Below are 13,786 nucleotides of genomic sequence, written 5' to 3'. Positions count from 1 at the left end.
AGACCTTAGCCCACTGGAGTTGGTGGCCTACAACTACACGGTGGAGGACTACGAGACCTACTTCGTGGGTGAGTTTGGGTTGTGGGTGCATAATGTTTGTAACACAAGTTCCGCTAATGCTCGTAGAGCCAATCCCTCCAAGTCAGAAAGTGAGGTTTGGAATAGTTCCCAAAGTGTGGGAAACGGAAGAAGGAGTAATGGTGAGAGGGGTAGAAATCGAGAGTATTACGAGTGGGATCATACCCATAATGATATTGAAGTATATGATTATAGAGGACAGCATAAGGGATCTAAAGATCCTGTGACAGGTGAAATGTACAAAGATGCAGTTGAGGGCAGAACAATTGATATCTAATAAAATACTATCGCATTGCTGTTCTGAGATGGATGTTCACTTAGATCAAAAGGATGTCCCTATTTTTTATGAAGATAAGTATAGAGAGTATGGAATTAAAGTATTAGATGGTGGTAGTGCAAGGCAAACGATTAAGTATTGCCCATGGTGTGGGAAAGAGCTTCCAAAAATCCTCCGGAATGAGTGGTTTGACTATTTGGAAAAAAACTTCGGTTTCACTAATGGGGATGATCCTGCCATTCCAGAAGTAATGAAGTCGGGAGCATGGTGGAGGAAGGATAACTTATAATCGTAAGGGGTGATCGGGCGCGCTAGAAGTGGTCGGGACATGCACTGCAGGTTAGCCCCTACTATAATCTCTGGGACTTTCCTGAGTAAGGATGCCGCCAGGTTTGCAGCTACTAGTCGCTGGTCAGAAGCGAACTCACAGGCAACCTGACGTACAAGCGCATCCTCGATGCCTATAGCCACTACCACACCGATGGCCTGACCATCACCGTAGGCAACACCGAGGGCCAACGTGAAACCCTAGTTGCCACCGGTGAGCATCCGTTCTATGTTATGGGGCAGGGCTTTACCCGAGCCGATGAACTGACCGTAGGCCAGCAAATCGCGACCCACACCCAGCAGCCCGTGGAAGTGCTGGACGTAGACCTTAGCCCACTGGAGTTGGTGGCCTACAACTACACGGTGGAGGACTACGAGACCTACTTCGTGGGTGAGTTTGGGTTGTGGGTGCATAATGCTTGTGGCTCAAGAAAGACTGTTGATGATCTGATTTCAGAGTCTCGACCCGGCAGGTCTACCGCCGGTCGAACAAAGCAGTTTGATCAAGAAGGCGGTTTTGAAAAAGCCAATGCCGAATTCGATGCATTAAACCCTCAAAATGTGAGGGATATCGACACTCAATATGGAACCGGTAGAACTGGAACGCTAGAGGACGGTAGGCAAGTAACAGTCAGGCCTGGTGCCTCAAATGATGGGCCTCCTACTCTAGAGGTACAGCAAGGTAGAAATAGAATTAAATTCCGTTTTTGGTAATAGACAATGACAGAAATCAACATTTTCAAAAAATGGGAACCCATTCTCGGGCTCCAGAATGCAATGTACGTAGAAGGTCTATACGATGATTATGAAGGCTTCCGAATACTACTAAAAGGCTCCGGTGAATGTGCAAAAATGTTGCGTATTAAATTTGACCCACCTCTTGCCTATAGAGCTATTGATGAAGGCGATCTCTTGGCTTATGAGCGAGTAAATTCATACAGCAATTCAGGTCAATGGACATTATTTGTTGTTGAGAATTCAAGTTATTTAAGTTGGTTTCAGCATACTAGCCAAGGTATTCATAATGAAAGAGCTATTGTGCATTATGCCATTTTTACTTCCAGTAGTTGTATAGAAGTACTAGCAGAATATGAACCTTCTGTTGATTGGTTAAATTAGTTTGTTATGTTATTGGCAGAAATTTTCTTAAATAATTTACTTGATCCTCAAAGGAAAAAACACTTGAACAAGCACATCCTCACTCTGGTCTTGGCTTTCTCCACCCCTATGTTGGCCAATGCCGCGACTTCTACATCCGTCGATGACGATACCAATTCTGTACTCGACTTCATGGCAAACTACGAGACGTTGACCAACACCTACGATGAGTCTCTGCTGTCTCTGTACAGCGATCAGGCCATTCTGCGGGGTACCTACCAACATTCTGATGGCAGCGAACAACCCATCGTGCTTACGTTGGATCAGTATGCCAGCGTATTTGAGTCAGGGCTTAAAGCCGCCCGGGCCGCCGGCGAACAGTCAGATCTGAGTGATATCGAAGTCCATTTCGAAGGCGAACTGGCACGCGTTAGTGCCGTCAACTACAACTCGCTGAAGTGTGTCCATTCAGATTACTCCGCTGTGTTGCAACCCAGTGGCGACAGCTGGCTGATCGTGGAGGAATTTCAGGTCATTCCATCTCAGTCGCAATGCGACGCGCCAATGGGCGATGCAGCACTTGTAGCGCTGTTGGTGGCGGTGGCCGAGCAGACCAACCCTATGCTGCCAGCGCAAATAGATCAAGACACGCTGTTAATGGAACTGATCGCCGATCAAAGCACTCTTGTCTATGACTATAAACTCGTGACGCTCAGCTCCATGGAGATGCCAGCGGAAGAGCTGGAAACGCTGATGCGGCCTATTGTGATAGAACAAAGCTGCAACATGGGTAACATCCGCTCAATACTCGACAAGGGGGCGACCATGCGCTACCAGTACACCGCCAGTGATGATGTATGGCTGACCGAAATTGATGTAAGCGAACAGGATTGCTGATGTGACGTGGAAGGGCTGTGGGGTAGCATAGGCCCGGCGAGTCAAGGGTACCGATTTATTGGCGCTTGCAATTGCGTAGCTTGTGTTGGGTTGCTCACACCGGTACACCGCTGGTGTAGGGATGATGCGTCACGCCGCCCTACATGCAGACGACGCCGTTGATACCGGCCGCACCCTCGCCCGAGCCTGTAGCTTTGCATGATGCTTCAGGGCAGAGAGTTGATCCTACTGGCGGTAATGGCACCCCCATTATCAAAACAGCGAATTGGCTCAGCTACATCGAATAAGATTGGGATGCAGCCATATGGAGCCCACTCTTTCGTGAACTGGCCAGGAACCATCAATTTATACATTACGATGAGCGCGGCAACGGTCTGTCAGATGCGGAAGTTGCGAACCTGTCATTCGAGGCTTTCGCCTCCGATCTGGAGACCGTTGTCGACGCCACCAAGGTCGATAAGTTCGCTTTGCTGGGAATATCACAGGGAGCCGCCATTCCCAATGCCGAATTTGTGGGACTGGAGAGCGACGGCTACTTGTTGCTGGGCAGGGAAGCCGCATCCAAAGCGTTTGTGGATGCCGTTAGAGCGTTTATTAACGGCATTGAAACGCCTCTTAACGGTCGCTCAACATCCAAACGCAAAAAGCGGGGCAAAGCCCCGCTCATAGTCTCTCTAATTGATCCTGATTTTCTAGTTGTGGCGCAATAACCGAACACTACCCAGCATCAGCGTTAACAAACCAAACCAGAGACCCAGACTACCACCACTGCTGCTACCGCCGGTTGAGCCGGAAGAGACTGAGGCATTGACTCGTTCAAAGGCACCGATGTCGCAACCTTTGCCGTTTTGCTGGCGTTCAACACCGCGCTGGTCGGTCGGCAAACAGGTATCGGAGTTGGCCGCATTGTCACCCAGGCTGCCGGCTACCAGTGCGTGCGTCAGTGTGGGTCCGCCGTTACCTGCCAGAGGTGCCAGCAGCTCGGTTGAAACCAGCGGGGCGTTGATCAGTTGGTCGGAAGCCTGGGTTGCGCAACCCGTGCCATTACCAATGACGTTGTGGCCGCGCGAGCGTGCACCGGCGTCCAATTTGCAATCGGGACCTTCCGTCGCCGTATTACCGGCAATGATGCTATTGCCATACGCAATCAAACTGGTAGGGTCACCCTGGAATACACCGCCACCCTGGTTGGACGCATCGTTGTTGGTCAGCGTGGCATGGCGCAATTCGGCAATGGCTCCGAAATCCAAGTAGAGTGCACCGCCGTCGCCATTCTCGACCCGGTTGCCACTGAGCGTCGTGTTGGTCAATATCACAGCGTTGCTTTCAGCATAAAGGCCACCACCGCTAAATTGAGCCGTATTGTCACGGATGATTGACTGCTCAGACCGAAGCTGTGCTCCGTCAAGGTAAAGTCCGCCGCCTGAACCGGCCGGGGCTGAGTTATCGGCAATGCTTGCGTTCAGCAGCGTCAATGCGGCTTCATAAAGGTAAGCGCCACCTCCAAAATCCAGGGTGGATGTATTGCCCATTAAGGAGGTGTTGATGAGGCTTGCACTTCCCGGGTACTCAAGGTAGAAACCGCCACCAATACCGGTGCTGGTGTTGTTGTCGATCTGGCTATCAACGGCGTCCAGCACGCCTTCGTAAACATAGAGTCCGCCCCCCTCTGACAAGGCCGAGTTACCAGATACGGTGGAATTGACCATATTGATCGAGCTGTCTTCAAGGTGGAGACCACCACCGTCGGCGGTCGCTTCATTATCAGAAATGCGGGTGTTGAACAGGTTTACTTGAACAGAATAGTACGTGTATACGGCGCCGCCACTGGAACCCGCCAGATTGTCAAAAAGATCGCTGTTTCGCAGGGTCAACAGTGCATAGTCTTCCACAGCGATTGCGCCACCATCATTGCCGGCTTCGTTGTTGGACAAGACAGTACCATCCAGTTCGACGGTGCCCTCGCTGGGTGAACGAATGGCACCTCCGCTTGATAAGGCACTGTTATTGGTTAGGGTTGATTCATTAAGGACCAGGTAGCCTTCATCGCTGTATATCGCACCGCCATCACTTGAGGCTGAGTTCCCGGAAAAGGCACTGCGGTAAATCTGGATCGAACTGTCTTCACCGGCGACCGCGCCCCCGTCTGTGCCTGAGTTGTTGCTGAACGTACTGTCGTAAATGGTGAGAAAGGCTTCAGTAGCGTAGATCGCACCTCCGTCTTCGTCACTGCTGTGGCCGCTGAACTGACTGTCACGAATAATCACACTGGCATCCGCATTGATGGTCATCCCGCCGCCATTTAACGCGCTGTTACCGTTGGCGATTCGTAGGTTCTGCAATTCAAAATCAACCTCACTGCCGACCGAAAGCACTTGTATTGAACTTCCGCCATCAACGATGGTATCGGTCTTGTTGACCCCCTGTAGAGTGAGGTCTTCGGTAATAGACAGCGTATCGTTCAGATTAAAAATTCCAGCGGGCAGCATCGCCACGTCAGTGGCGCTGGCCTCACCGGCCGGGCATTCGCCGGAACTGTCGCCAGACGGGGTGTTGGTGTTTGCAGCAACGATGGCCTCTTTCAATGAGCAAAAGCCGTCGTTTGCTACTGTGTCGTTGGTGGTTGATACAGTGATCGTCGCGGCCTGAGCCGTGGCTATACTCGACGCTATGAGCAGGGTGTAATGCAGTTTCTTCAACATGTCCTATTCCTTCAAGCGGTTTACGGTGGAGGTCTTAAACCTTCGGTATTGTGTGTCATGCAAAGCGTCAGAAAAGGCGCCCTTGGGCTCGGCAACGGAGCTCGGTAAGCCGGTCACTGACCTGATCTTTTTTGTACCTCTGGTCAGAGGCAATGAGTCATAGACGATGGCCAGTGGCCATTTGGATGCAGTGGCGATGAATGTTAGGGGGCTACCGTTTGAATGAGCGTTTGAAAGCGTCTTTTTCAATCAGGAAAAGTGAGACTTATGGCTCATAACAGGTTTATTTCAGCTGAAATGGCGGGCATTCAGCCGTTTGAGGAAGTGCGAGTGCCTGCAGAACGTCGCTGCAAGCACTCGTGTTGGGAGGGCTTGTTAGTACAGGTAAACCACGCCACTTTTATTAGAAGAGTCGTCAGCTTGGTCTTCGGGACTGACTTGTGTGCCGGTGGCATTGCTTTGTTCGTTGACGGCAGCGACCGCCAATGTCTCGCCATCGCCGCTCAGGCTGGTGGTGCCGCCAAAGGCATCTCCGGCGCCGGTATTGGTGGCCTTCAGGTACACCTGCTGGGTCCAGTTTGCCCCCGAGCGACGGAACAGGTAGGTGGCGCCAGAGGCGGTCGTGTTGTCGAATTCGTTACCGTTGATGCCGGTTGCGTTACTGGCTTCATGCGGAGCGCCAATGGCCAGTAAGTCGCCGTTCTCACTCAAGCTCAGGCCGCGGCCGAATTCATCTCCGGCGTCTGTATTGCTGGCTTTCAGGTAAGCCTGTTGCTCCCAGCTGGTCTCGGTGCGGGTGAATACATAAACCGCACCGGCACTGGCTGCGGTATCGCTGTCCTGAATCCCGTTGACGCCGGTACTGTCACTGCTCTCCCCGGGGGCGGAGATGGCCATTGTGCTGCCGTCGCGACTCAGTCTAACCCGTGTTCCGAACTGGTCACTTTCCCCGGTATTGCTGGCTTTGATGTAGGCGTTCTGTGTCCAGAGTGATCCATCGCGCACGAACACATAAGCAGCACCAGAGCTAGCAGTGGCGTTATTCTGATCATCGCCATTAACGCCCGTGGCATTGCTGCTCTCTTTCTGAGCGCCGATTACCAGTAAATCGCCGGGCCCATTCAGGCTGACAGACGTTCCAAATTGATCATCTTCTTCGGCATTACTGGCCTTCAGAAAAGCCTGTTGCGCCCAGGTGACGCCTTCGCGAGTGAACACATACACTGCGCCTGACTGATCGGCATCATTATTGTTTTCTCCGAGGCTGAAAGAGCTCCGTTCATTACCAGCACCAACCGCCATAACGTTACCATCATCGCTGATGCTGATTGAGCTGCCAAAGCGGTCGTTTGCGTCTGTGTTGCTGGCTTTCAGATAGGCCTGCTCTGTCCAGGTGCCTTCATTGAGGGCAAAGACATAGACGGCACCCGAATTATTGGCTTCATTGTCGTCTTTGTCACCATTAACGCCTTCACTGCTGCCGTCCTCTCTTTGAGCAGCAACCGCGATCGTTTTGCCATCGGCGCTGAGGCTGACAGTGCCACCGAATCCGTCTTCGCGACTGGCGTTACTGGCAAGCAGCCGTTGCTGCTGTTGCCACTGACCTACGCTCGTCTTGGTGAACACATAGACGATGCCCACCTTATCTCCACCGCCGTCTGTAAACTTTCTTGCTGAAGACGCCCCCACTACCAGTGTATTACCATCGGCACTGATGCCTATGTCGCTGCCATAGAATGGAGCCACGTGGCTGTCTTCGGACTTGATATAACCGATCGCGTTATTGATGCCATCGTCAACCGACAGGGTGGCTGAGTCGGTACAGCCAACTTCGTTGCAACTTTGCAGAATGTATTCGGCCTGGTCGCCCGATAGAAGCGGGATATCCAGTGTCAGGGTTTCTGTTCCTTGAGTAGTGGCGTCGCCTATGGCGCTGAACCCGGATATGCCGTCGGGGTTTTCGAGCAGCACATAGTGCGTTGCACTCTCAACGTCGGTCCAGTCGAAGCGCAGTGCTTTAATGGCTTCGAAGTTAAGGCTGACTTCAGCTGCCGGGGGTGCTGTCGGCTCAGGCTCAGGCTCAGGCTCAGGCTCAGGCTCAGGCTCAGGTTCAGGTTCAGGTTCAGGTTCAGGTTCAGGTTCAGGCTCGGGCTCGGGCTCGGGCTCGGGCTCGGGCTCAGGCTCGGGCTCGGGCTCAGGCTCGGTTGTTGGCGTGTCTGTGTCTTCATCCTGCGAAGTGTTTGAGCCGTCAGAACCGCAGCCACTGAGCATCGCCAGTATGGCAACGCTGAGTAAGGGGGCTAGTAATGTCGATGATTTGGGCATGGGTTGGTTTTCCCTTGATTGGTGTACTCAAGACAATTGATAGAGCCATTGATCCAATGACGAAGCTCGATCCCTGTTTGGATGCAATGAGTTTGCACATTATTGTTGAATGAATTTAAGACCCGGCTAGCAATCTGGTATTACGTCGTACTCAAGGTATTCGAGTGAGTTCAGCGCGCTGCCGAGGCTGAGCATTAATGAACAATGTCGATTATAAAATCAGGCCTAAGCTACACTGCACACAAGCGGCGGGGTACCCGACAGATGTAGGGTTCGGGGTAGGCATGTATTGAGAAACCATTGACATCAAAAGCATACCGGGGCATGTTTACAGCGGTTTTAGGGTGCTCTGGGTCGGGTTTCACGTCTGTTTTTCACCCTGTACTGACAGACTTTTCCAGGCATTTCTGTGCCATTCACGTCGCCTCTGAACACTCGGGAACAGTTCATGAACTCACCATCCGGCGATTGCCTCGCCCGGTGCTTGATCCGATACGGCTGTTTGCTCATGGCCAGTTTATTCACCTGTGTGCTGGGGGTTGCTCAAGCTAATGTTTTTGAGTGGCCAGAGGCGTTGGCAAATGACGTTACTTCAATCGTGCTTGCTGAGCCCGACGTTCGTTATGACCTAACCTCACTCAGCTATTCCTCGGGTTTTATTCCTGCACCTAAGGGCCTGACGCTGGAAAGCGCGTTGGATACCCTACCGATAGAGTCCTCTTTCGGGCTGCAACCAAACTTTAATCAGCACAACCGTTACTGGTTGTATGCCAGGGTGTTTAATGAAACCCAACGCAGCGATTGGGTGTTGCACATCAGTAATTTTGGGTTTCAACAACCCCGGGTGTTGGTTCAGAGCGAAGCAGGGAAAGTGGTGAAGACCTACCGGAACTCAGGGTATGCCGGGTCGACAGACATCAATACGCTGGGCCGGGCGGTGACGGTTAATCTTGAGGCCGGGCAATCTTACTGGGTGGTGGTAGAGCTATCATCGAGCCACGCTACCTGGTATCCCTACCTCGCGCTGATGAGCGGCGAGCACTACCATCGCTGGACATCGCAGATGGACATGGTTTACCAGCCAGCCATTGGCATCATTGCCGGTCTTATTTTCCTGGGCTTTTTGTGTTGGCTGATTACCCGGGAGACGAGTTTTTTCTGGGCTTCGCTGTCTGCACTGTTAATGCTTGCTTTTTATCTTGAACACAGCAGTTTGCCCGCTCTTTTGTGGCAGTCGAACTATGAAAAGACCGCTTTGTTCTGGCTGTTGGTACACGTGACTCTGTTGGCTCATTTGGCGTTTTCGGCAAGTTTCTTAGGGATAAATCGGAAGTCGGGTAACTGGTTTTATCTATTTTTCGGTGCCTTTGTGGTCACCGTTTTATCGGGCTTGCTCAGTACAGCATTTTCTTTCGAGACCAAGATTGTGTTGTACGCACTGAGTTATCTTGTTGTTTCGCTGGTGATACTGGGTTCCGGGTTCGCCAAAGTTCGTACCGAAGGCAGCTACTATATTATTTACTTGCTGGGCTGGTTTCCAATGGTGCTGTCGATCTTCCAGGTTGCTGCCGTCATTCAGGGATATCAGAAAGCCGTTCAGGACATTGGCGTTTCCTACAAAATGATTCATGTGTTGTACATTCAGATTCTGCACATGTTTTTGCATGCAGTTGCCTTGATACTTCGCATTCGGGCCTTGCGTGAACAGAAGCTCAGGGCAGAGTATTTGAGCCACTCCAAATCGCTGTTTATTGCTCAGAGCAGCCACGACCTAAGCCAGCCGCTCAATTCCATGCGCATTTTTCTGGATCACCTGTCGCCCTATGTTCACGATGCAAAAGGGCGTACGGTGTTTCAAAAACTCGCGACTACGCATCAGCAAATGAGTGAGTCATTTAAAGCGATAATGGACTTGAGTAAACTGGAAGCCGGGGTTGTTAAGCCGGAGTTCAAGCCTGTAAAAGTAAGCGATCTTTTCACCCGGTTGCAACATGAATACGGCATTCTGGCGGCAGATAAAGGAATACGGCTGACGGTGCAACCCAGTACACTGATTGTATTCAGTGATCCGGTATTGCTAGAACGCATGTTGCGAAACCTGATCTCCAACGCGGTGAAGTTCACAGACGCCGGAGGGGTTATCGTTGGGTGCCGACGGCGCGGCAAAACCATATCCATTCAGGTTCTGGATACAGGGCGAGGTATCGAACAACAGGCCCAGGATCGAATCTTTGACATGTATCACCGGCTCACGGTCGGAACACAGCAACCGGAAGGCTCGGGAATTGGCTTGTCGATCGTTCGTCATGTGTCGGACTTACTGGACCACCCAGTTAAAGTGACGTCAGTATCGGGGAAAGGAACCCGATTCGAGGTTTGTGTGCCACGACTCGGGGAGCTCTGGACCAGCCAGCCACAGTCGACCCCGTTGCAAACGGCCTGGCCTGTTGTAGCGATGGTGTTCGAAGACGACACTCTGGCAACGAAAGCATCAGAGCTATTGACGCGCTGGCATTGCTTGGTAGAAACGTTCAGCTCGGTTGATGCTTACAGCCAATCGCGTGTGCCGTGCACTTTGCTGCTGTGTGACCGGGCGAGCCTTTTGAGATCTGCGTTGTCTGCTCAGGCGATCCAAGGGCTGGCACAGCATTCGGTTTTAGCCTGCATCTGTCCTTCGGGGTCGGCCCTTCCCGAGCCATGGATTGCGGTGCAAGCTACTGTGCTGCCTGCTCAGTTGCGCTCGGTATTGAACGTGGCCAGCAGACGTCACCATTCACTGCCTGCCGTGCTTGCAGAAAGCTGAAAGACAAACGGGCCGTGTATCGTCATAATAAAAACCAATGCCAGGAAGGCTTCGTTTACCGTTTAGCCAATGGGTTGCAGTAATGACAATCAAGGTTTTGATAACAGAAGATCACGAGCTCTATCGGGATGGCATACGCCTGCTGCTGGAAGAAGTTATACCAGGGGTTCAGGTGTTTGAAGCGGGAGATTTACCCGCCACCCGAGCAAGGCTGGCGAGCGAACCGGATATATCCCTGATTTTGTTCGATATTCATATACCGGGCACCCGGGGGCTTGATGGTCTCGAAGAGATCAAGGCTGTTCACCCGGGGATTCCACTGGTCGTCGTATCGACGGTTGATCATCAGGCAAGCATTCAACAAATGCTGGGCGTGGGCGCCGACGGTTTTATTGCCAAAACCAGTTCCAAGGCCACCATGATCCGGGCTATTAAAGACATTCTGGAAGGTGAGTTGGTGATTGTGGGTGGCCAGAACCCGGCAAGCCCCATCTCCCTGACCCCCCGCCAACTCGCCACGCTTGAATTGCTGGCACAGGGGTTGCCGAACAAGGGCATCGCAGACCAACTGAACATTTCCCCTACAACGGTCAGAGAGTATGTCTCGGGCATACTGGCTATGTTCGATTGTGATAATCGTACTCAGGCGGTACTCAAGGCTCGACAGTTAGGCTTTATTCTCGATTGAAGAGCGTCAGACACCTACCGAAAATGCTTCAACGCCAGCGCGATGATGCCCTTGCCCGTCATGTCTTCGGACCAGGGGTAGGCATGAATTTCCGAGCGCCCCACCAGTTCAGGCACCAAAGCCTCGTCGATGCCTTCATGAATGCCGGCTTCCATTAACGCGTAAGCGCGAACCCCGGGGCCCGTGACGACCACGCGTTCCGGGCTCATCAGCGCCAGAATGTTAGCGATACCGTAGCCGAGTACCCGGCCAGCCTGGTTGAACAATCCGGAGGCGTAAGCGTGGCCGTCCTGTGCCATGTCCGTCAGCTTTTGCATTTGCCGCTCGGATGGGTGGCGCCGGTCGGTAGCGGGCAAGTCCATCACCGCGCTGGCATCCCGGTACAGGGCATAGTCCCCTACGTAAGCCTCGATGCAACCGCGCCTTCCGCAGGCACACTGGGGGCCTTCGTGGCTGTATTTGGTGTGGCCAAATTCGGCGGCTGCACCGAAGTGACCGCTGTAGGGGGCACCGTTCACCACCAGCCCACCCCCGACACCGTAGCCGATCATGATCACCACAAAATTATTGCACCGTGAATAATTGGGCAGTTTGTGGATGGCGTGGGCGATGCAGTTGGCATCGTTGGCCAGTTCCACCGGGCAGCCGAACGCCTGCTGCAGTGCTTCGGTCAGGTTGACGTTCTTGATGTTAAGCGCCGGGCTCCAGACGACGTCACCCCGGTGAACGTCGACAAAACCCTGTATCGCAATGCCCAGGCTGACCAGGCGTTTGGCGTGCTCGGGGTGCTGGCTCATGAACCGTTGCGCCTGCTCGATCAGCATGGCGTTGAGCGATGCCTGATCGTGCGTCTGCGTTTTCAGCACCACCACAGACTCGGCAACAATGTTGCCCTTGAGGTCACCCAGCATCAAACGCAGTTCGTTGATCGACAGCTTGATGCCGAGCACAGAGGCATGGTGTGAGTTCAGGTCGATCAGTACGCGCGGTCGGCCGCGGCCGGCGCTGGGGCTGGGGCCTTTTACTTCATGAACGATGCCATCGTTAACCAGGTCAGCGGTGATGGCTGTGATGGTGGCAGGGCTCAAATGAATAATCTGACCGATGTCGACCCGTGCCAAAGGGCCGAACACGCGCAAGGCGTTAATGACGTCGGCCCGGTTTGCCGCGCGTATTTGCTCTGTGTCGTTTTTCTTCATAAGTCGGGATTCTAAACCGAGGGTTGAAGAGTGCTAGTGTAGGGGGTCGGTGTTTTTAAGTCGACTCTCAAACTTAACTCGGTTGTCGGCCGGTTGTTGAAAGAAGAGGGTAGGTTTCATTATATTTCCACACTAAAACTAAATCACGTCCTGGCATACGACTTTTGGCCAATAGTTGGACTTTTTTGGTAGGTTTCCCCTGTAATTTGTTGACTTTGGTGGTTTTGCGATCAAAAATAAATTCGGTAGTTGAATTTAATTGCGTGATGTTCTGACTACCGACTCACTACAACAACAAAAACAGACATCTTCAGGAGAGCAATATAATGAAAAAAACACTCTTAGTGGCTGCATTCATGGTCGTGCCAGCGCTTTCGTTCGCGCACGACATCACGATAGGCGTTTCATGGTCGAACTTTCAGGAAGAGCGCTGGAAAACCGATGAGTCTGCTATTCAGGCTGCGCTCGAAAATCTGGGTGCTGAATACATCTCAGCCGATGCACAGTCTTCCGCCGCCAAGCAATTAACCGATGTTGAAAGTCTCATTGCCAACGGTGCTGATGCGCTGATTATATTGGCTCAGGATGCCAGCGCCATCGGGCCTGCGGTGCAGGCTGCTGCCGATGAAGGCATTCCGGTGGTCGGTTACGACCGCTTGATTGAACACCCGGACGCGTTTTACCTGACCTTCGACAACAAAGAAGTGGGTCGTTTGCAGGCGCGTGCGGTGTTCGAGGCTCAGCCAACCGGTAACTACGTATTCATCAAGGGGTCGCCATCGGACCCGAACGCAGACTTTCTGCACGAAGGGCAGTTGGAAGTGCTACAAGCCGCCATGCAGGCCGGTGATATCAAGAACGTGGGCGAGGCTTACACCGACAGCTGGTTGCCCGCTAATGCTCAGCGCAACATGGAGCAGATTCTGACTTCAAACAACAACGAAGTGGATGCCGTTGTTGCTTCTAACGATGGTACCGCCGGTGGCGTTGTTGCGGCGCTCTCGGCACAAGGCATGGACGGTGTTATTCCGGTCTCTGGGCAGGATGGTGACCATGCGGCTCTGAACCGAATCGCACTGGGCTCGCAGACGGTATCGGTCTGGAAAGACTCCCGCGAGTTGGGTAAAGCGGCGGCCAATATCGCCTATATGATGGCCAGTGGCACGCCCATGGCGGATGTTCCCGGATCCAGCCTGTGGGCTAATGGTTCTGGTGGCGCGGAAATGACCTCCCTGTTCCTTGATCCGATTCCAATCACTCGTGACAACCTCGACGTCGTTATCGATGCCGGCTGGGTCTCCCGGGATGTCGTCTGCCAGGGTGTCGCTGCCGGTCAGGCCGCTGTTTGCGATTGAAACCCGTCATGGAGTGCCCGGCGAGGTTGGGCGCTCC

General features: G+C 52.8%; 12 protein-coding genes. 9 read left to right on the top strand and 3 right to left on the bottom strand.

Annotation, left to right across the window (positions count from 1 at the left end; all coding sequences use genetic code 11):
* From G565_RS27215 to G565_RS27715, 6 genes are all read left to right on the top strand, one after another.
* A partial coding sequence (locus G565_RS27215) for a colicin E3/pyocin S6 family cytotoxin (protein WP_245584171.1) occupies nt 1-355 on the top strand: 355 nt, incomplete at its 5' end.
* Nucleotides 345-644, top strand: coding sequence for a DUF6980 family protein (locus G565_RS0111930; RefSeq protein ID WP_157600067.1), 300 nt, complete (start codon nt 345-347; stop codon nt 642-644). The genes G565_RS27215 and G565_RS0111930, both read left to right, overlap by 11 nt.
* Before the next feature lie 119 nt (nt 645-763).
* The gene (locus tag G565_RS0111925; protein ID WP_084649360.1) at nt 764-1,396 is read left to right on the top strand and encodes a polymorphic toxin-type HINT domain-containing protein; all 633 of its coding nucleotides are present in this window, start codon (nt 764-766) and stop codon (nt 1,394-1,396) included.
* A 6-nt stretch (nt 1,397-1,402) separates the two neighbouring features.
* Nucleotides 1,403-1,801 (top strand): hypothetical protein, encoded by a 399-nt coding sequence (locus G565_RS26790; RefSeq protein ID WP_157600066.1) that lies wholly within the window; start codon nt 1,403-1,405, stop codon nt 1,799-1,801.
* Nucleotides 1,802-1,864: 63 nt separating this feature from the next.
* Nucleotides 1,865-2,677: a hypothetical protein gene (locus G565_RS0111920; RefSeq protein ID WP_028671125.1), complete on the top strand. Its 813-nt coding sequence runs from the start codon at nt 1,865-1,867 to the stop codon at nt 2,675-2,677.
* A gap of 302 nt (nt 2,678-2,979) precedes the next feature.
* Nucleotides 2,980-3,387 carry an alpha/beta fold hydrolase gene (locus G565_RS27715; RefSeq protein WP_211227169.1) on the top strand — a complete coding sequence of 136 codons (408 nt, stop codon included), beginning with the start codon at nt 2,980-2,982 and terminating at the stop codon, nt 3,385-3,387.
* Here G565_RS27715 and G565_RS0111910 read toward each other — a convergent pair.
* Nucleotides 3,370-5,379, bottom strand: coding sequence for a CSLREA domain-containing protein (locus G565_RS0111910; RefSeq protein WP_028671123.1), 2,010 nt, complete (start codon nt 5,377-5,379; stop codon nt 3,370-3,372). The two genes, G565_RS27715 and G565_RS0111910, sit on opposite strands and share 18 nt — an antisense overlap.
* A gap of 375 nt (nt 5,380-5,754) precedes the next feature.
* Complete coding sequence (locus G565_RS23960; RefSeq protein WP_084649359.1) at nt 5,755-7,704, bottom strand: hypothetical protein; 1,950 nt, start codon at nt 7,702-7,704, stop codon at nt 5,755-5,757.
* Between the two features lie 508 nt (nt 7,705-8,212).
* Here G565_RS23960 and G565_RS26030 point away from each other — a divergent pair.
* A complete protein-coding gene (locus tag G565_RS26030) occupies nt 8,213-10,507 on the top strand; it encodes a sensor histidine kinase (RefSeq protein WP_051207820.1) in 2,295 nt (764 codons plus the stop codon).
* 82 nt (nt 10,508-10,589) lie between these two features.
* Complete coding sequence (locus G565_RS0111890) at nt 10,590-11,195, top strand: response regulator transcription factor (RefSeq protein ID WP_028671122.1); 606 nt, start codon at nt 10,590-10,592, stop codon at nt 11,193-11,195.
* 14 nt (nt 11,196-11,209) lie between these two features.
* Here G565_RS0111890 and G565_RS0111885 read toward each other — a convergent pair whose 3' ends face one another.
* Entirely contained in the window at nt 11,210-12,394 is a 1,185-nt protein-coding gene (locus tag G565_RS0111885; protein ID WP_028671121.1) for an ROK family protein, read from the bottom strand.
* Between the two features lie 326 nt (nt 12,395-12,720).
* Here G565_RS0111885 and xylF point away from each other — a divergent pair, with 326 nt between their 5' ends.
* Entirely contained in the window at nt 12,721-13,749 is a 1,029-nt protein-coding gene (gene xylF, locus G565_RS0111880; RefSeq protein WP_028671120.1) for a D-xylose ABC transporter substrate-binding protein, read from the top strand.
* Nucleotides 13,750-13,786 lie beyond the last annotated feature (37 nt).

Source organism: Saccharospirillum impatiens DSM 12546 (assembly GCF_000423605.1).
GTDB classification, from domain to species: domain Bacteria; phylum Pseudomonadota; class Gammaproteobacteria; order Pseudomonadales; family Natronospirillaceae; genus Saccharospirillum; species Saccharospirillum impatiens.
The sequence above is the reverse complement of the archived record's forward strand: the minus strand, read 5'-3'. Positions and strand labels throughout refer to the sequence as shown.

Excerpts from the sequence above, each read along its gene's own strand:
- G565_RS26790 (WP_157600066.1), top strand. The coding sequence starts at position 1,403 with ATGACAGAAATCAACATTTTCAAAAAATGGGAACCCATTCTCGGGCTC.
- G565_RS0111910 (WP_028671123.1), bottom strand. The coding sequence starts at position 5,379 with ATGTTGAAGAAACTGCATTACACCCTGCTCATAGCGTCGAGTATAGCC.
- G565_RS23960 (WP_084649359.1), bottom strand. The coding sequence starts at position 7,704 with ATGCCCAAATCATCGACATTACTAGCCCCCTTACTCAGCGTTGCCATA.
- G565_RS26030 (WP_051207820.1), top strand. The coding sequence starts at position 8,213 with ATGGCCAGTTTATTCACCTGTGTGCTGGGGGTTGCTCAAGCTAATGTT.
- G565_RS0111890 (WP_028671122.1), top strand. The coding sequence starts at position 10,590 with ATGACAATCAAGGTTTTGATAACAGAAGATCACGAGCTCTATCGGGAT.
- G565_RS0111885 (WP_028671121.1), bottom strand. The coding sequence starts at position 12,394 with ATGAAGAAAAACGACACAGAGCAAATACGCGCGGCAAACCGGGCCGAC.
- xylF (WP_028671120.1), top strand. The coding sequence starts at position 12,721 with ATGAAAAAAACACTCTTAGTGGCTGCATTCATGGTCGTGCCAGCGCTT.